Below are 16,142 nucleotides of genomic sequence, written 5' to 3' on the forward strand. Positions count from 1 at the left end.
GCGGCCCCATGTCCGCGTCCACCGGCCCCCTGACGACGATAGAGCGCTTGGCGATCCTGGCGATCATCCTGACCTGGGGGCTGAACAACGCCGCGGCCAAGTACGCCACGGCCGCCCTGCCGCCGATGATGGTGGGCGGCCTGCGCTTCGCCCTGGCCCTGGCTTTCCTGTTTCCGTTCGTGCGGCCGCCGTTTCCGGACTGGAAGCGGCTGCTGACGATCGTGCTGCTGTCGGGGCCGATCCACTTCGCCCTGATCTACATCGCCTTCGGCATGGCCAAGTCACTGAGCCCGCTGGTGGTGGCCACGCAGCTTTGGATCCCGTTCACGGCGCTGTTCGCCTGGCGCATGCTGGGCGAGACCATGCGGGTTCCCGCCGTCGTCGGCCTGGGCGTCGCCTTCGCCGGCGTGGCTTGGATGAGCCTCGACCCGCACGGCGCGGCCGACTTGCCGGCCATCGTCCTGGGCGTCACCGCCGCCGCCATCTGGGCCGTGGCCACGGTGCTGGTGCGCAAGACGCCGGGCGTGAAGCCGCTGAAGGTGCAGGGCCTGACCGCCTTCGTCGCCGCGCCGATCCTGATCGCCATGTCCTTCGCCTTCGAGGACGACGTCGTGGCCAAGGTCTCGTCCGCGCCGCCGCTGGCCTGGGCCTGCGTGGTGTTCGCCGGGGTCGTGTCGACGATCGGCGCCAGCGCTTTGCTGTTCTGGCTGGTGCAGCGGCGCGAGCCGGGGCGGGTGACGCCCTATTTCCTGCTGACGCCGCTGGTCTCGTGCACGATCGGCGTGCTGTTCATGGGCGACGCGCTGTCGCTGCAACTGGTCATCGGCGGCGGCGCCACCATGGTCGGCGTGGCGCTGGTGGCCCTGACCGAGAAGAAGACCCCGCCTGCGACTTCCGGCGACCCGGCCTAGTCCTCCTCGCCGTCGCGCCACCGCCAGGGCGCGTCGCTTTTCCAGCGGGCGAGCAGCATCACGACCAGCGTCATGACGACGACGAACACGCCGACGAGGCGCGGATGGTCCTTGCCGTAGAGAACGGCCGAGGCCAGCAGCAGGCCGATATAGAGGGCGACGACGGCCCAGCCTTCCCAACTGCAGGGCGGGCCCGCGCCATAGCCATGACGCTTGACCCTGAACCACGGCTTGCCGTCGGCCACGTTTCCCCCCGGATATTGTTATCCGGGCAAGCGTACGCCCAGTTCGCCGGCGAGGTCGCGGACAAATTGCCACGCCACGCGGCCCGAACGGGCGCCGCGCAGCTGCGACCACTGCAAGGCCCGGCGTTCCAGGTTCTCGACCTGCAGGCCGAAGCGCTCGGCATAGGTGTTGATCGCCGCCAGGTAGGTCGGCTGGTCCATGGGCGGGAAGCCGATCCACAGGCCGAAGCGATCGGAGACGCTCATCTCTTCTTCGGCGTTCTCGGCCGAGGCGATGGCGCCCTGGCTCTCGGCGTGATCACGCGGCATCAGGTGGCGGCGGTTCGAGGTCGAGACGAACAGCACGTTCTCGGGCGGACCGGCGACGCCGCCCTCCAGCGCCGACTTCAAGGCCTTGGCCGCCGCCGCGCCGTCCTCGAACGACAGGTCGTCGCACAGCACCACGAAGCGCTCGGACCGCGCGCGCAGGGCGTCGAACAGCGGGGGCAGGGCGGCGACCTCGTCGCGGTCGACCTCGACAAGCTTCAGGTCGGAATATTCGGCAGCCAGGGCCATGAAGGCCGACTTGGTCAGCGAGCTCTTGCCCGTGCCGCGTACGCCCCACAGCAGGACGTGGTTGCAGGGCAGGCCGGTGGCGAACCGGCGCAGGTTCTGGATGAAGCGGTCCTTCTGGCGCTCGATGCCGACCAGGAGCTCGATGTCCATGGCGTAGTCGGGCGCGGGCAGGAAGGCGCCCGAGACCGGTTCGTGCCGGAAGAGGCGCGCGCCGTCGAAGCTGGGGGCGACGGGGGCAGGCGGCGCCAGGCGATCCAGGGCGTCGGCGATGCGGGCGAGCAGGGGCAGGGCGGCTTCGGTCATGGCCACGCTCCTAACGCTCTCGCGCCCTCATTGCAAAAGAGGAGGTGAACGCATAGCTTCCGCCGACTTGGCGGGGACCCTATTTCAGGCGCTCCGCCCGCAGAAATTCGTGGAGACGTTATGAACCCCTCTGGTGGCCTGGAGCAGCAGCTCATCGGCATCGCGCCGATCATCCTCATGGTCGTGCTGTTCTACTTCATGCTGATCCGTCCTCAGCAGAAGCGCCAAAAGGAACACCTCGCGACCCTGAACAACATCAAGCGCGGCGACAGTGTCGTTCTGTCCAGCGGCGTGATCGGCAAGATCGTGCGGGTGGAAGAAAAGGAAGTTGGCGTCGAGATCGCTCAAGGCGTCACGGTGAAGGTCCGCAAGGGCATGATTACCGAAGTCACGGCCAAGGGCGAACCGGCCCCGGCCAACGATCCGAAGAACTGAGCTTAAGTCTAGTTCGTATCAAGCCCGCCCTGGCGCCCCTGGCGTCGTCGAGAGCCTCGTAGTCCATGCTGAGCCTATCCCGCTGGAAGATTATCCTGGTCACCCTGTCGGTGATCTTCGGCATCGTCTTCACCCTGCCGAATCTTCTGCCGCAGAAGACGCTAGACGCCCTGCCGGGATGGGTTCCCAAGCAGAAGCTGAACCTTGGCCTCGACCTCCAGGGCGGGTCCTACCTCCTTTATGAGGTCGACACCGCCCAACTGCGCAAGGAACGCCTCGACAACCTGGTCGAGGACGCCCGCAACACCCTGCGCACCGCGGGAATCGACTTCAACGGCCTGGCCGTGACCAACGGCGTGATCGGCGTGCGCATCGACGACGCCTCCAAGGTCAACGCCGCCGTCGCCGAACTGCGCAAGCTGGGCAATCCGCTGGCCAGCGGCGTGGGCACCGACGTCAACGTCTCGACCAGGCCCGACCAGCGGATCGAGCTGAGCCTTTCGGCCGAAGCCGCCCGCGCCGACGCCTCCAAGGCTGTCGACCAGTCGATCGAGACCATCCGTCGCCGTATCGACAGCCTGGGCACCAAGGAACCGACGATCACCCGCCAGGGCGCGGACCGCATCGTCATCCAGGCCGCCGGTGAAAGCGATCCCGAGCGCCTGAAGGCCGTCATCGGCAAGACCGCCAAGTTGACCTTCCAGATGGTCGACGAGACCGTCACCCAGGAAGAGATGGCCTCGGGCCGCGTGCCTCCCGGCACGGTGGTGGTGCCCAGCGGCGACGGCTACGCCCCGGCCTACGCCCTGAAGAAGCGCGCCGTCGTCTCGGGCGAGGAACTGGTCGACGCTCAGCAGGCGTTCGACGGCCAGAGCGGCCGTCCGGTCGTCTCGTTCCGCTTCAACGGTTCGGGCGCCCGCAAGTTCGGCGATGCGACCTCGCGCAATCTCGGCAAGCGCTTCGCCATCGTCCTCGACAACAAGGTCATCTCGGCGCCGACCATCCAGACGCCGATCCTCGGCGGTTCGGGCCAGATCACCGGCAACTTCACCGTCGAAAGCGCCAGCGAACTGTCGCTGCTGCTGCGTTCGGGCGCACTGCCGGCCCAGCTGAACATCGAAGAGCAACGCACCGTCGGCGCCGAACTGGGCGCGGACGCCGTTAAGGCCGGCGCCATCTCGCTGGCCATCGGGGCTGCGGCGATGTTCGTCTTCATCATCCTGGCCTACGGCCTGTTCGGCGTGTTCGCGGCCATCGCCCTGATCGCCAACGTGCTGCTGATCGTCGGCATCATGTCGTTCTCCCAGGCGACCCTGACCTTCCCGGGCATCGCCGGCCTGATCCTCACGCTCGCCGTCGCCGTCGACGCCAACGTGCTGATCTACGAGCGGATGCGCGACGAGGCCGCGGCCGGGAGGTCGCCGATGTCGGCGGCCGACACCGGCTACAAGCTGGCGCTGGTGTCGATCCTCGACGCCAACATCACCAGCCTGATCTCGGCCGGCATCATGTTCAGCTTCGGCTCGGGCCCCGTGAAGGGCTTCGCCTGGACCCTGGCGATCGGCGTGTTCACCTCGCTGTTCACCGCCATCATCATCACTCAAGTGCTCATCGGCTGGTGGTTCAAGACCGCCAAGCCGAAGAAGCTGCCGATCGCGTAAGGATCAAAGCTCATGGCTGCTTGGCCCCTCATTCGCCTGATCCCGCGCTCGACCCACTACCGCTTCGTGCGCTGGGCTCCGGTCGCCGCCGTCTTCTCGCTCATCCTGATCCTCGGGTCGGGCGTGTCGTTCTTCACCCAGGGGCTGAACCTGGGCATCGACTTCAAGGGCGGCGTCGCCCTGGAAGCCCGCATGCCCACGGCCATCGACCTCGACGAACTGCGCAAGGTGGCCCGGGGCACCGGCGCGCATGACGTCCAGGTCCAGGGCTTCGGTTCGCCCAACTCGGCGATGATCCGCTTCCTGCCGACCGAAGGCGAAAACGCCAACGTCGAGGCCAACCGGATCAAGACCGAGATCGTCGCCAAGTTTCCCGGCATGACCATGCCGGCGCCGACCGTCATCGGCGCCAAGGTCTCGGGCGAACTGTTGATGGGCGGCTTCAAGGCCCTGGGCATCGCCCTGCTGCTGATGCTCGGCTACATCTGGTTCCGCTTCCAGTGGCAGTTCGCCGTCGGCGCCGTCGTGGCCGTGTTCCACGACATCATCCTGACCCTGGGCATCCTGTCGGTGATGCAGATCGAGTTCTCCATGACCTCGGTCGCGGCCCTGCTGACGGTCATCGGCTACTCGATGAACGAAAAGGTCATCACCTTCGACCGCCTCAAGGAAAACCTGCGCAAATACAAGACCACGCCGCTGCGCGAGATCATCGACCTGTCGGAGAACGAGCGTCTGTCGCGGACGATCATCACCGGTTCTACCGCGCTGCTGGCGCTGGGCGGCACGATGATCTTCGGCGGTCCGGTGCTGTTCCCGCTGGTCTTCACCATGGTGTTCGGCATCGCCATCGGCACCTATTCGTCGATCTACATCGCTCTGCCCCTGATCCTGGTCTGGGGCGTCAAGCGCGGCGACGAAGACGCCAAGCCGATCAAGCTCGGCGCGGCCAGCCAGCCGTGAGCCAGCCGCTGACCCCGCGCCAGCCCCCGTCGATCGACGCCTGGGGCGGCGGCGGCTTTCGGGTCTCCGGCGTCTGGCGGCCCGGTTCGCTGCTGGTCATCGACGACCAGCCGCAGGACTGGGCCGTCGCCAGCCTGGCGGAGTTGACGCCCGAGGCCTTCGCCCCGGTCTTCGCGGCCGGCGGCGCGGTCGAGTTCGTGCTGCTGGGCATGGGTCTGGCCAACGCCCTGCCGCCGCGTCCCGTGCGCGACGCGCTGAAGGCCGCAGGCCTGGGCCTCGAGTTCATGAGCACCGAGGCCGCCGCCCGCACCTACAACGTCCTGGCCAGCGAGGGCCGACGCATGGCCGCCGCGCTGATCGCGGTCTGAGCCCCCTCCGGCCCTTCGGGCCACCTCCCCCAGAGGGGGAGGATCTGATGCGCCAAGAGGCTCCCCCTCTGGGGGAGCTGTCGCGGAGCGACTGAGGGGTCGCTTCCCCGACTCTCCCGCAACGCCTATCCTGCGTCCCAAGACACGGCTCAGGGGGCTGAATTGACTGGGATTCTCACCAACTTCCGCAGCACCATCATCGTCAGCCTCGTGCTGGCCCTCGTGATGGTGTTCGGCTTCGGGCACAGCCCCAACGGCTTCCACGGCGCCTACTGGCAGGCGGTGTTCCGCTGGCTGCACGTGCTGTTCGGCATCCTGTGGATCGGGCTGCTCTACTACTTCAACTTCGTGCAGATGCGGGTGATGCCGACCATTCCGGCCGAGCTGAAGCCGGCGGTCAGCAAGTATATCGCCCCCGAGGCGCTGTTCTGGTTCCGCTGGTCGGCCCTGGCCACCTGGATCATGGGCATGATCGTGGCCTTCAGCCGCGGCTACCTGATGGAGGCCATCACCCTGGGGGCCTGGCAGGGCTACCAGCGCGGCGTCGACATGGGCTTCACCTTCATCGGCATGGGCATGTGGCTGGCCACCGTGATGTTCTTCAACGTCTGGGGCCTGATCTGGCCGAACCAGAAGCGGGCTCTCGGCCTTGTCCCGGCCGACGACGCGACCAAGGCCAAGGCGGCCACGACCGCCATGCTGTTCTCGCGCATCAACATGCTGCTCAGCATTCCGATGCTGGTGACGATGACGATGTACCAGACGCTGTTCAACTGATCCGCCCGCCGGATCGCGACGAAGGCCCGCCAACCGGCGGGCCTTTTTCTTTGAGCGGTTGGCCCGTCGGTATGGCGGGCCTTTCTCTTCGAGCGAGGCGGGGGCATAAGCCGCGCCATGTCCGCCGCTCCCGAAAATCCCTACGATTCCGGTCTCGACGATCTGGTCCGCCGCATGGACAACGATCGCTGGCTGGCCAGCCGCTTCGTCTCCGACCCTGGAGCGCGGACCGATGTCGTGGCCCTGGTCGCCTTCAATTACGAACTGGCCCGCGTGGCCGGCGGTGTCACCAGCGCGCTGATGGGCGAGATCCGCCTGACCTGGTGGCGCGAGGCGATGGAGGAGCTGGCCGCGGGCAAGCCGCCGCGCAAGCATCCGGCCGTCGAGGCCCTGGCCGTCTGCGGCGTCGATCCCCTGGCCCTGGCGGCGGTGGCCGAGGCCCGTCTGGCCGATCTGGAAGAGGCCCCGTTGGCCGACGAGGCCGCAGTGCTGGCCTATCTGGACGCCACCGCCGGCGCCCTGGCCGGCCTGATGGCCCGCCGCCTGGACGCATCGGCCGATCCCGCCGCCGTCCGCGCCGCCGCGCGCGCCTATGGCCTGGCGGGCCTGTGGCGACTGAAGCTGGCCGGCCGCTCGCGCCTGCCGCTGGCCTGGACCGCCGCCGATGTCGAGACCCGCGTGGCGCAGCAGCGCAAGGCCGCCGCCGCCGAGCTCAAGGCCCTGCCGATCGCGTCCTTCCCGGCCGTGGCCCCGGCCGCCCTGGCGGCGCGCCAGGCGAAGGGGCGCGAGATGAGCGAGCTCGAAAAAAAGGCCCGCCTGACCTGGTCGGTCGCGACGGGCCGGATTTGATCCAGTCTCGGGCTCCCTTCCCCCATCAAGGGGAAGGCGCAGTCATCGTTATTTCCCCGTCCACTGGTTCAGCCAGCCCAGCACCTCGTCGTGCCACTGGACCGAGTTCTGGGCCTTCAGCACCCAGTGGTTCTCGTTGGGGAAGTAAAGGAACTTGCTCGGCACGCCCTTGCGCTGCAGGGCCGTGAAGGTGGCGATGCCTTCCTCGAGCGGCACGCGGAAGTCGTTCTGGCCCTGGACCACGAGGGTAGGCACGGTCCACTCGGCCACATGATCGGCCGGGTTGAACTTCGAATAGGTGGTGTTCGGCTGCCAGGGCGCGCCGCCGTTCTCCCATTCGCTGAACCACAGCTCTTCGGTCGAGTAGCCCATGAAGCGGCTGTCGAAGATGCCGTCGTGGTTCACCAGGCACTTCCACGGCTCCTTCCACTGGCTGGCGATCCAGTTGATCATGAAGCCGCCGTAGGAACCGCCCAGGGCGCAGGCGCGGTCCTGGTCGAGGAAGCCGTACTTCTTGGTGGCGAAGTCCCAGCCCTTCTGCAGGTCCTCCAGCGGGCGGTCGCCCCAGTGCTGGCTGATGGCGTCGGTGAAGGCTTGGCCGTAGCCGGTCGAGCCGTGGAAATCGATCATCACCACGGCGTAGCCGGCGCCGGCGTAGGTCTGGGCGTTCCAGCGGTAGTGGAAGAGGTTGCCGAACGAGCCCTGCGGGCCGCCGTGGATCAGGAAGGCCACCGGATACTTCTTCGACGGATCGAAGTTGGCCGGCTTGACGAGATAGCCGTGCACGGTCTCGTCGTTCCAGCCCTTGAAGCTGAACTGCTCGGCCTCGCCCATGGCGATGCCCTGCAGCTTGTCGGCGTTGAGGCCGGTCAGCTGGATCGGGGCGCCTTTCGGGGCCAGGGCGTAGAGCTGGGCCGGGGTCTTGAGGTTGTCCTGGGCGATCACGGTCGAGCCGCCGGCGGCGCTGAACGCGCCGACGTGGCCTTCTCCGGTCAGCGCCGTGGCCTTGCCGGTCTTGACGTCGATGGCGAAGAGCTTGGTCTGACCCACGTCCTCGGCGGTCGTGTAGATGGTCTTGCCGTCGGCGCTGAAGGTGATCGACTGGGCCGAATGGTCCCAGGTCGGGGCCACTTCACGCACCTTGCCGTTCTCGCGGACCATGACGCCGAAGCGGTCGGCCTCGAAGCCCGGTCGCTTCATGGCCAGCCAGGCCTGCGTCTTGCCGTCCGGCGAGAAGGTCGGCTGGGCGTCCCAGGCCTTGTTGTCCTCGGTCAGGTTGGCCGGCTTGGCCGAGCCGTCGACCGGAACCGACCACAGGTCGTAGTTGGTCTGCCAGGGCTCGTCGCGGCCGGCGATCTTGGCCGAGAACACCACCGTCTTGCCGTCGGGGCTGATGGTGAAGTCCTCGTCGCCGCCGAACGGCTTGGTCGGGGAATCGCCGTCGAAGCCGGCCATCAGGGCCACGGGCTCGCCCGCCGCAACGCCCGAAGCGTCCAGGCCGTAGGCGTAGAGGTGGTTCTTCGTGCCGTCGTTCCAGGTGTCCCAGTGACGGATGAACAGCTTGTCGTAGACGACGCCGGTCGTCTTCTGAGCCTTCTTCTGGTCCAGGCGCTCCTGGGTGCAGGCCAGGGTAGGGCAGTCGGGGAAGACGGCCTGGCTGACCACCACGGTCTTGCCGTCGGCCGACACCTTGAAGGCGCCGACGTCGAACGGGGCCTTGGTCACCTGGACGGCGGTCTCGCCCGAGGCGTCCGTGCGGAACACCTGGTCGGAGCCGGCGCGGCCCGACAGGAAGTAGATGCTCTTGCCGTCGGCCGACCAGCGGGCGCTGGAGACGCCGCCGTCCGACACCGCCAGGCGACGCGGGGCGATCCTGGCTTTCAGGTCGGCGACCCACAGCGAGAACGAGGCCTTGTTGGCCGGAAGATCCATCGTCCGCACCAGGTAGATCACCTGGCGACCGTCCGGCGACACCTTGGGCTCGCTGACGCGGTCGAGCGTGACCATGTCCTTGGCGGTGAAGCCGCGACCTTCCGCCTGGGCGACGGCCGGGACGACCGCGAAGGCGGCCAGCGAAAGGGCGAAGGCGGAAGCGGCGAGGCGCAAGGTCTTGGTCATGGAAGTCGAGTCCAGGCGGCAAGGATGCCAAAAAGCGGCGCGAGCCTAGCGGGGCCGTGCGGGCAAGGCCAGCCCGAAGGGCAAGGCTTTGCGTATGCTGCGGCGCCGTTAGTGAAGGTGGCGGAATTTGGCCCTTCGCGTGTCCAAAATGCCATATCGGACAACGACTTATGAAGGTAACAATCCGAAACAGGACTTGCGTTGCTGCGCCGCGGCGAAGCTCGTAGACGGTAAATGGGGACGAATAGGCGGCCGCAGAGCCGCTCCCAAGTTTACAAAGGTTTCTCGTGTCGGTTTCGCCTTATCATCAGCACACGGTCGCTGGACCGGTGATCTTCGCAGGGATCGGCCTGCACACGGGCGCGCACGTGCGCGTCGCCGTGCGCCCCGCCGCGCCCGACAGCGGGATCGTCTTCGTGCGCACCGACGTCCAGGATCGCGACAATCGCGTTCCGGTTCGCGGCGACGCCGTGGTGCAGACCCAGCTGGGCACCGTCATCGCCAACGCCGCCGACGTGCGCGTCTCGACCATCGAGCATCTGATGGCCGCCCTGGCGGCCCTGTCGGTCGACAACTGCGTCGTCGAGCTGGACGGCCCGGAAGTGCCGATCATGGACGGTTCGTCCGAGCCCTTCGTGCAGATTCTCGACCGCGCCGGCCGTCGCCGCCAGGAAGCCGCGCGCCGCTACATCGAGATTCTCTCGCCGATCGAGGTGGTCGAGGGCGACAAGCGCGCGACCCTGACGCCGGCCGAATCCTTCGAGGTGGCCTTCGAGATCGCCTTCGCCAGCAAGGCCATCGGCCGCCAGCGCGTCGATCTCGAGATTGACGAGGAAAGCTTCCGCAAGGAGCTGTCGAACTGCCGCACCTTCGGCTTCCTGCGCGAGGTCGAGGCCCTGCGCGACATCGGCCTGGCCCGCGGCGGCTCGATGGAGAACGCCGTGGTCATCGACGGCGACCGCGTGCTCAACCCCGAGGGCCTGCGCCGCTCGGACGAATTCGTGCGCCACAAGGCCCTGGACGCCGTCGGCGACCTTTATGTCGTCGGCGCTCCGATCCTTGGCAGGTTCGAAGGAATTCTCGCCGGACACGGCCTCAATAACGCCGCTGTTCGTGCGTTGATGGAGCAACCGCGCGCTTGGCGCTGGCGCGCTTATGCGCCGGAGCTGGCCGAAGCGGTCTGATCAAAACGGGGGATCGCTCCCGCCGCTCGGCTTTCGTTTGCGCCCGCATCGACGTGGTGTAGAAGCCTTGGTTCGGCGCGGGGGCGCGCAAGGTTGCTTCGAGGGTGAGAGAGTCCGTGCTTCGCAAAATCTCGGGACGTTCGGCCGTCTCCATCGTGGCCGTGCTCGCCGCTCTGTCGGTGACCGCCTGCGCGGGCAAGCCCAAGAAGCCGACGCTGGCCTATGAGGAGCGTCCGGTCGAGTTGCTGTATTCCACCGGCGCCAATCGCCTGGACCGCGGCAACTGGAACGAGGCCGTCGACTACTTCCGCGAAGTCGAGCGCCAGCACCCCTATTCGGAATGGTCGCGCCGCTCGATCCTGATGACCGGCTACGCCCACTATCAGGGCAACCAGTACGCCGACGCCATCGGCGACGCCGACCGCTTCATCTCGCTCTATCCGGGCAACCCGTCGGCCTCGTACGCCTATTACCTGAAGGCCATCTGCTACTTCGAGCAGATCGTCGACGTGTATCGCGACCAGGCCGCCACCGAGCAGGCGCTCGCCGCGCTGCGTGACGTCGTCCAGCGCTACCCGAACAGCGAATACGCCCAGGACGCCCGCCTGAAGATCGACATGGTCAACGACCAGCTGGCCGGCAAGGAGCTGGCCATCGGTCGCTGGTACCTGCGGGACGGCAAGACCCTGGCCGCCATCGGCCGCTTCAAGACCGTGGTCGACCGTCACCAGACCACCTCGCACACGCCCGAGGCGCTCTACCGCCTGGTCGAGGCCTACATGACCCTGGGCCTGACCGAGGAAGCCAAGCGTAACGGCGCGGTGCTGGGTTACAACTTCCCGGGCGACCGCTGGTACGCCGACGCCTACAAGCTGCTGAACGACGCGGGCCTGAAGCCGGCCGTCGAGCCGCTGAAGGCCGGCAACAAGCGCAACCTGATCGACCGCACCCTCAATCGCGAGAAGGGTGGCGCGCTGGCCCCTCCTGGCGAGAAGAAGAAAAAGGGCGGCCTGATGGGCGTTCTCGGGATGTAAGCGAAAGCGGGCCGTTGCAAAACGGCCCGTTTTTCTTTTGTTCTCAAACGCCTACCGCTTCCTCTTTGAAAAAGCCCGATTCCCGGTGATCCTTCCGGCCATGCTGATCGGTCTCTCCATCCGCGACGTGGTGCTCATCGAGAGCCTCGACCTGGCCATCGGGCCGGGCCTGACCGCGCTGACCGGCGAGACCGGGGCGGGCAAGTCGATCATTCTCGACGCCCTGGGCCTGGCCACCGGCGCGCGCGCCGACGCCGGCCTGGTGCGCCGCGGAGCCGCCGGCCAAGCCAGCGCCACCGCCATCTTCGCCCTGGCGCCCGATCACCCCGCCTTTGCCTATCTCGACGACAAGGGCCTGGACTACGCCCGCGACGAGGACCTCGTCCTGCGCCGCCAGTTGTCGCCCGATGGCCGCAGCCGGGCCTTCGTCAACGACCAGGCCACCAGCGTCGGCGTGCTGAAGGATCTGGGCGCGCTGCTGCTTGAGGTGCACGGTCAGCACGAGACGGTCGGCCTGCTGGATCCGCGCACCCACCGCACTCTGCTGGACGCCTACGGCCAGGTCAGCGTCGGCGCCGTTTCGTCCGCCTGGAGCGGCTGGCGCGCCGCCCGCGAGACCGCCGCCGAGCTGAAGGCCCTTTCCGACCGCGCCGCGGCCGAGACCGAGGAACTGACGCTCCGCCTGTCCGAACTCGACCGGCTCGATCCGCGCGACGGCGAGGAGACCGCCCTGGCCGAGGAACGGGCCCTGCTGGGCTCGGCCGAGAAGGCGCTGGCCGACATCGCGTCGGCCCAGGACGCCCTGGGTGGAGACAATCTGTCGGGCAAGCTGGCCCAGGCCTTCCGCGCTCTTGAGCGAGCGCGGGATAGGGCCGCCAACGCCGGCGCGCCGGCGGACGGTCCGGCCATGACCCGCCTGGCCGCCGCCTGCGACGCTGTCGACCGGGCGCTGGTCGAGGCCCAGGAGGCCAGCGCCGCCATCGACGCGGCCGCCGACAGCTTCGAGTTCGAGCCCGACCGCCTGGAGAAGGCCGAGGAGCGCCTGTTCGCCCTGCGCGGCATGGCCCGCAAGCTGAACGTGCTGGTCGAGGACCTGCCGGCCGTCCGCGCCGAGTTCGCCGCCCGCCTGCAGGCCGTCGAGACCTCGGCCGAGGCCTTGGTCGCCGCGGAAGCGCAGGCCGCCGAGGCCCGCGAGGCCTATCTCTACGCCGCCCAGGCGCTGTCGACCGAGCGCCGCGCCGCCGGCGACCGGCTGGCCAAGGCCGTCGAGGCCGAGCTTGGCCCGCTGAAGCTGGAGAAGGCCCGTTTCCGCGTCGCCCTGGAGCCTCTGGACGAGGAGAAGGCCGGTCCGTCGGGCCTGGATCGCATCGCCTTCGAAATCTCGACCAATCCCGGCGCGCCGTTCGGCCCGATGGAGGCCATCGCCTCGGGCGGCGAACTGGCCCGCTTCGCCCTGGCCCTGAAGGCGGCGCTGGCGGGGAAGGGCGGCGGTCCCCAGCCGCTGATGATCTTCGACGAGGTCGACCAGGGTGTCGGAGGGGCCGTGGCCGACGCCGTCGGCCTGCGCCTGAAGCGCCTGGCGGCCAACGCCCAGGTGCTGGTGGTGACCCACTCGGCCCAGGTCGCCGCGCGCGGCGACGCCCACTGGCGGATCTCCAAGTCGGGCGACGACACCTCGACCCGCACCAAGGTCGAGCCGCTGTCGCCCGCCGAGCGCGAGGAAGAGATCGCCCGCATGCTGTCGGGCGCGGAAGTCACCGAGGCGGCGCGGGCGGCGGCTCGGGCGCTGATCGGCTGACGCCGCCCCCCTCCGGCCCTCCGGGGCACCTCCCCCAGAGGGGGAGGATCTTTTCGAGCAAATGCTCCCCCTTTGGGGGAGCTGTCGCGGAGCGACTGAGGGGGCCGCGAAGCGGCTACAGATCCAGGTCGTCGGCAGCGAAGGCCGCGTTGTCCTGGATGAACTTGAAGCGCAACTCGGGTTTACGGCCCATCAGGGTTTCGACCAGGTCCTCGACGGTCTCCTCGTGGCGCGGCAGGGTCACGCGCGCCAGGGTGCGGACTGCCGGGTCCATCGTGGTTTCCTTCAGCTGGGCGGCCATCATCTCGCCCAGGCCCTTGAAGCGGCCGATCTCGGGCTTCTTGCCCTTGAACATGGTGGCCAGGAGCTCGTCCTTGTGGGCGTCGTCGCGCGCGTACTCGGTCTTGCCGCCGTGGCTGATGCGGTAGAGCGGCGGCAGGGCCAGGTACAGGCGGCCTGCGCGGATCAGGTCCGGCATGGTCCGGTAGAAGAAGGTGATCAGCAGCGAGGCGATGTGGGCGCCGTCGACGTCGGCGTCGGTCATGATGATGATCCGCTCGTAGCGCAGATCTTCTTCACGGTACTTGTTGCCGCCCTGGGCCCCGAGGGCCAGCATCAGGTCGGACAGTTCCTTGTTGGCCGTGAACTTCTCGCCCGAGGCCGAGGCCACGTTCAGGATCTTGCCGCGCAGGGGCAGGATCGCCTGGTTCTTGCGGTTACGGGCCTGCTTGGCCGACCCGCCGGCCGAGTCGCCTTCGACGATGAAGAGTTCCGCGCCGTCGACCGCGCCGCCGGCGCAGTCGGCCAGCTTGCCCGGCAGGCGCAGCTTGCGGGTTGCCGACGCGCGAGAGACTTCCTTGTCCTTGCGGCGCTTCAGGCGCTCTTCGGCCCGGTCGATCACGAACTCCAGCAGGGCCTGGGCGGCCTTGGGGCTGCCGGTCAGCCAGTGGTCGAACGGGTCGCGCAGGGCGTTCTCGACGAAGCGCTGGGCCTCGGTCGTCGACAGCTTTTCCTTGGTCTGGCCCTGGAACTCGGGGTTCTTGATGAACACCGAGATCAGCGCGCCGGCCTGGGCCACCACGTCGTCGGCGGTGATGATCGTGCCGCGCTTCTCGCCCTTCAGATCGGCATAGGCCTTCAGGCCCCGCGTCAGGGCGGCGCGGAAGCCGCTTTCGTGCGTGCCGCCCTCGGGGGTCGGCACGGTATTGCAGTACGACTGCATGAAGCCGTCGTGCTCGCCGAAGCCGCGCGGCGTCCAGGTCACCGCCCATTCGACCGCGCCGGCCTCGCCCTCGCGCTCTATGCGGCCCGAGAAGCTGGTCGGGGTGACCGTCTCCAGCCCCTTGGTGCGCTCGGCCAGGAAGTCGGCCAGGCCGTTGGGGAAGTGGAACACCGCCTCGGGCGGGGTCTGGTCGTGGATGCGCTCGGGGGCGCAAGACCATTTGATCTGCACGCCGCGGAACAGATAGGCCTTGGACCGGGTCATCCGGTACAGGCGCGCCGGCTTGAAGGCGCAGCCCTCGCCGAAGATCTGCTCGTCGGGCTTAAAGCGCACCATGGTGCCGCGCTTGCGGCTGGGCTGGATCTTCTCGACCGGGCCCAGCGGCTTGCCGCGGGCGAAGCTCTGGCGGTGCTCGAAGCCGTCGCGCCAGACCGTCACCTCTACCAGTTCCGACAGGGCGTTGACGACGCTGGCGCCGACGCCGTGCAGGCCGCCCGAGGTCTCGTAGGCCTTGCCGCTGAACTTACCGCCCGCGTGCAGGACGGTCATGATCACTTCCAGCGCCGACTTGCCCGGATGCTTGGGGTGCGGGTCTACGGGCATGCCGCGGCCGTCGTCCTTGACCGACAGGTAGCCGTCGGCGTCGAGCTTGACCTCGATCGACTTGGCGAAGCCGGCCACGGCTTCGTCCATCGAGTTGTCGAGCACTTCGGCGAACAGGTGGTGCAAGGCCCGTTCGTCGGTGCCGCCGATATACATGCCCGGACGCATGCGCACGGGCTCGAGCCCTTCGAGCACCTCGATCGAACTGGCGTCGTAGCCGCCCGACGAGGGAGCAGCGGCCGGCGCGGCCTCGACCTTGCCGGGAGGCGGAGGCGGCGGCGGCTGAGGCTTGGGCTGCGGATGCGGTTCGCGGGCGGGCAAGGGCGGGGCGCTCGGCGGCGCCAGGGCGTCGTCGTCGAACAGCGAGAACAGCGAGTTGGGGTCTTTGGAAGACATCGGATGATTTTGCGGCGATTCGGGTGTCTCGCCCCGTATGACCCGAGCTCGCCCCCAAGGAAAGCGCTGCTTGTGGATCGGGTTGCAGCTTCAGTGTGCATGCACGAATGTGACAATCTTCACGTGTATTTTCGTTGATATCGCCTGCGGTTGAGTGAATGCTCCTTTCCACCGGCCCGAGCGGCGGCCGGTCCATCGGAAGAGGGAGAAGCGTCATGACGACTGCCACTGCGCAGGCGGGGACCGCCGAATTCACCACCACCGACTGCGGCGACACCAGCGGCACGGCCAACGGGCTTCTGCCGGTGGGCTCGGCCGTCTCGATCAACGGCAGCACCGACCTCAGCTCGTGCATCATCGGCAACAGCGAGGGCAAGGTCTACGGCATCCGGCTGGTGTCGAACGCCGGCATCTACAGCTATCAGGTGCAGGTCGACGCCCAGGGGCCGTCGGGGATCTTCTCGGGCAGCATCAACCTGGCCTTCACCGACCAGACCGGCGACACCTACAAGCTGGCCATCACCGCCAGCCGCCGCGAGCAGCACACGGTTTCCTACAACAGCGATCGCCCCTCGATCGTGAAGATCACCTGGGCGACCTGACGCCTCGTGGGCCTTGCCTGTCCGGCAAGGCCCATACGCCCTTCCTGGAGGAGGCCGGCGCGCCTAAGCTTGTCGTGCGCGGCGTCGGGCCTGACCGGCGATCGGCGCACGGTTCCAA

The 16,142-nt window shown here is 68.0% G+C and carries 15 protein-coding genes; 11 read left to right on the forward strand and 4 right to left on the reverse strand.

The window, feature by feature from the left end; translation table 11 throughout:
• The first annotated feature begins 8 nt into the window (after positions 1-8).
• The gene (locus ACODR1_RS12470; protein ID WP_488880735.1) at positions 9-911 is read left to right on the forward strand and encodes a DMT family transporter; all 903 of its coding nucleotides are present in this window, start codon (positions 9-11) and stop codon (positions 909-911) included.
• On the opposite strand, the gene ACODR1_RS12475 is transcribed toward ACODR1_RS12470, so the two are convergent.
• On the reverse strand, positions 908-1,156 hold the full coding sequence (locus tag ACODR1_RS12475) for a hypothetical protein (RefSeq protein ID WP_488880736.1): 249 nt from the start codon (positions 1,154-1,156) through the stop codon (positions 908-910). The two genes, ACODR1_RS12470 and ACODR1_RS12475, sit on opposite strands and share 4 nt — an antisense overlap.
• 18 nt (positions 1,157-1,174) lie before the next feature.
• Positions 1,175-2,014: an ATP-binding protein gene (locus ACODR1_RS12480; protein WP_488880737.1), complete on the reverse strand. Its 840-nt coding sequence runs from the start codon at positions 2,012-2,014 to the stop codon at positions 1,175-1,177.
• Between the two features lie 120 nt (positions 2,015-2,134).
• Here ACODR1_RS12480 and yajC point away from each other — a divergent pair, with 120 nt between their 5' ends.
• The 6 genes from yajC to ACODR1_RS12510 all read left to right on the forward strand — a co-directional run bounded on the left by yajC (position 2,135) and on the right by ACODR1_RS12510 (position 7,067).
• Complete coding sequence (gene yajC, locus ACODR1_RS12485) at positions 2,135-2,449, forward strand: preprotein translocase subunit YajC (protein WP_488880738.1); 315 nt, start codon at positions 2,135-2,137, stop codon at positions 2,447-2,449.
• Between the two features lie 65 nt (positions 2,450-2,514).
• Positions 2,515-4,110, forward strand: a complete 1,596-nt coding sequence (gene secD / locus ACODR1_RS12490) for a protein translocase subunit SecD (RefSeq protein WP_488880739.1) — start codon at positions 2,515-2,517, stop codon at positions 4,108-4,110.
• Between the two features lie 12 nt (positions 4,111-4,122).
• Positions 4,123-5,073, forward strand: coding sequence for a protein translocase subunit SecF (gene secF / locus ACODR1_RS12495; protein WP_488880740.1), 951 nt, complete (start codon positions 4,123-4,125; stop codon positions 5,071-5,073).
• 8 nt (positions 5,074-5,081) lie between these two features.
• Positions 5,082-5,441 (forward strand): Mth938-like domain-containing protein, encoded by a 360-nt coding sequence (locus ACODR1_RS12500; RefSeq protein ID WP_488880806.1) that lies wholly within the window; start codon positions 5,082-5,084, stop codon positions 5,439-5,441.
• 162 nt (positions 5,442-5,603) lie between these two features.
• Positions 5,604-6,218 carry a urate hydroxylase PuuD gene (locus ACODR1_RS12505; RefSeq protein ID WP_488880741.1) on the forward strand — a complete coding sequence of 205 codons (615 nt, stop codon included), beginning with the start codon at positions 5,604-5,606 and terminating at the stop codon, positions 6,216-6,218.
• A gap of 117 nt (positions 6,219-6,335) precedes the next feature.
• The gene (locus ACODR1_RS12510; protein WP_488880742.1) at positions 6,336-7,067 is read left to right on the forward strand and encodes a squalene/phytoene synthase family protein; all 732 of its coding nucleotides are present in this window, start codon (positions 6,336-6,338) and stop codon (positions 7,065-7,067) included.
• A gap of 48 nt (positions 7,068-7,115) precedes the next feature.
• Here ACODR1_RS12510 and ACODR1_RS12515 read toward each other — a convergent pair whose 3' ends face one another.
• Positions 7,116-9,185: a prolyl oligopeptidase family serine peptidase gene (locus ACODR1_RS12515; RefSeq protein WP_488880743.1), complete on the reverse strand. Its 2,070-nt coding sequence runs from the start codon at positions 9,183-9,185 to the stop codon at positions 7,116-7,118.
• Positions 9,186-9,472: 287 nt separating this feature from the next.
• Here ACODR1_RS12515 and lpxC point away from each other — a divergent pair, with 287 nt between their 5' ends.
• The 3 genes from lpxC (at position 9,473) to recN (ending at position 13,201) form a co-directional block, all read left to right on the forward strand.
• Complete coding sequence (lpxC, locus tag ACODR1_RS12520) at positions 9,473-10,369, forward strand: UDP-3-O-acyl-N-acetylglucosamine deacetylase (RefSeq protein ID WP_488880744.1); 897 nt, start codon at positions 9,473-9,475, stop codon at positions 10,367-10,369.
• A 104-nt stretch (positions 10,370-10,473) separates the two neighbouring features.
• Positions 10,474-11,403 carry an outer membrane protein assembly factor BamD gene (locus ACODR1_RS12525; RefSeq protein WP_116491525.1) on the forward strand — a complete coding sequence of 310 codons (930 nt, stop codon included), beginning with the start codon at positions 10,474-10,476 and terminating at the stop codon, positions 11,401-11,403.
• Positions 11,404-11,503: 100 nt separating this feature from the next.
• A complete protein-coding gene (gene recN, locus ACODR1_RS12530) occupies positions 11,504-13,201 on the forward strand; it encodes a DNA repair protein RecN (protein ID WP_488880807.1) in 1,698 nt (565 codons plus the stop codon).
• A 115-nt stretch (positions 13,202-13,316) separates the two neighbouring features.
• Here the strand turns inward: recN and parE are convergent, their stop codons facing one another.
• On the reverse strand, positions 13,317-15,422 hold the full coding sequence (gene parE, locus ACODR1_RS12535) for a DNA topoisomerase IV subunit B (RefSeq protein WP_488880745.1): 2,106 nt from the start codon (positions 15,420-15,422) through the stop codon (positions 13,317-13,319).
• 215 nt (positions 15,423-15,637) lie between these two features.
• Between parE and ACODR1_RS12540 the strand changes: the two genes are divergently transcribed.
• Positions 15,638-16,024, forward strand: coding sequence for a hypothetical protein (locus ACODR1_RS12540; RefSeq protein WP_116491523.1), 387 nt, complete (start codon positions 15,638-15,640; stop codon positions 16,022-16,024).
• The last annotated feature ends 118 nt before the right edge of the window (positions 16,025-16,142 follow it).

This window comes from Caulobacter sp. FG7 (genome assembly GCF_057808875.1).

Coding starts and splice junctions, on each gene's coding strand:
- secF (WP_488880740.1), top strand. CDS start 4,123: ATGGCTGCTTGGCCCCTCATTCGCCTGATCCCGCGCTCGACCCACTAC.
- ACODR1_RS12480 (WP_488880737.1), bottom strand. CDS start 2,014: ATGACCGAAGCCGCCCTGCCCCTGCTCGCCCGCATCGCCGACGCCCTG.
- parE (WP_488880745.1), bottom strand. CDS start 15,422: ATGTCTTCCAAAGACCCCAACTCGCTGTTCTCGCTGTTCGACGACGAC.
- ACODR1_RS12510 (WP_488880742.1), top strand. CDS start 6,336: ATGTCCGCCGCTCCCGAAAATCCCTACGATTCCGGTCTCGACGATCTG.
- ACODR1_RS12540 (WP_116491523.1), top strand. CDS start 15,638: ATGACGACTGCCACTGCGCAGGCGGGGACCGCCGAATTCACCACCACC.
- recN (WP_488880807.1), top strand. CDS start 11,504: ATGCTGATCGGTCTCTCCATCCGCGACGTGGTGCTCATCGAGAGCCTC.
- ACODR1_RS12470 (WP_488880735.1), top strand. CDS start 9: ATGTCCGCGTCCACCGGCCCCCTGACGACGATAGAGCGCTTGGCGATC.
- yajC (WP_488880738.1), top strand. CDS start 2,135: ATGAACCCCTCTGGTGGCCTGGAGCAGCAGCTCATCGGCATCGCGCCG.
- secD (WP_488880739.1), top strand. CDS start 2,515: ATGCTGAGCCTATCCCGCTGGAAGATTATCCTGGTCACCCTGTCGGTG.
- ACODR1_RS12515 (WP_488880743.1), bottom strand. CDS start 9,185: ATGACCAAGACCTTGCGCCTCGCCGCTTCCGCCTTCGCCCTTTCGCTG.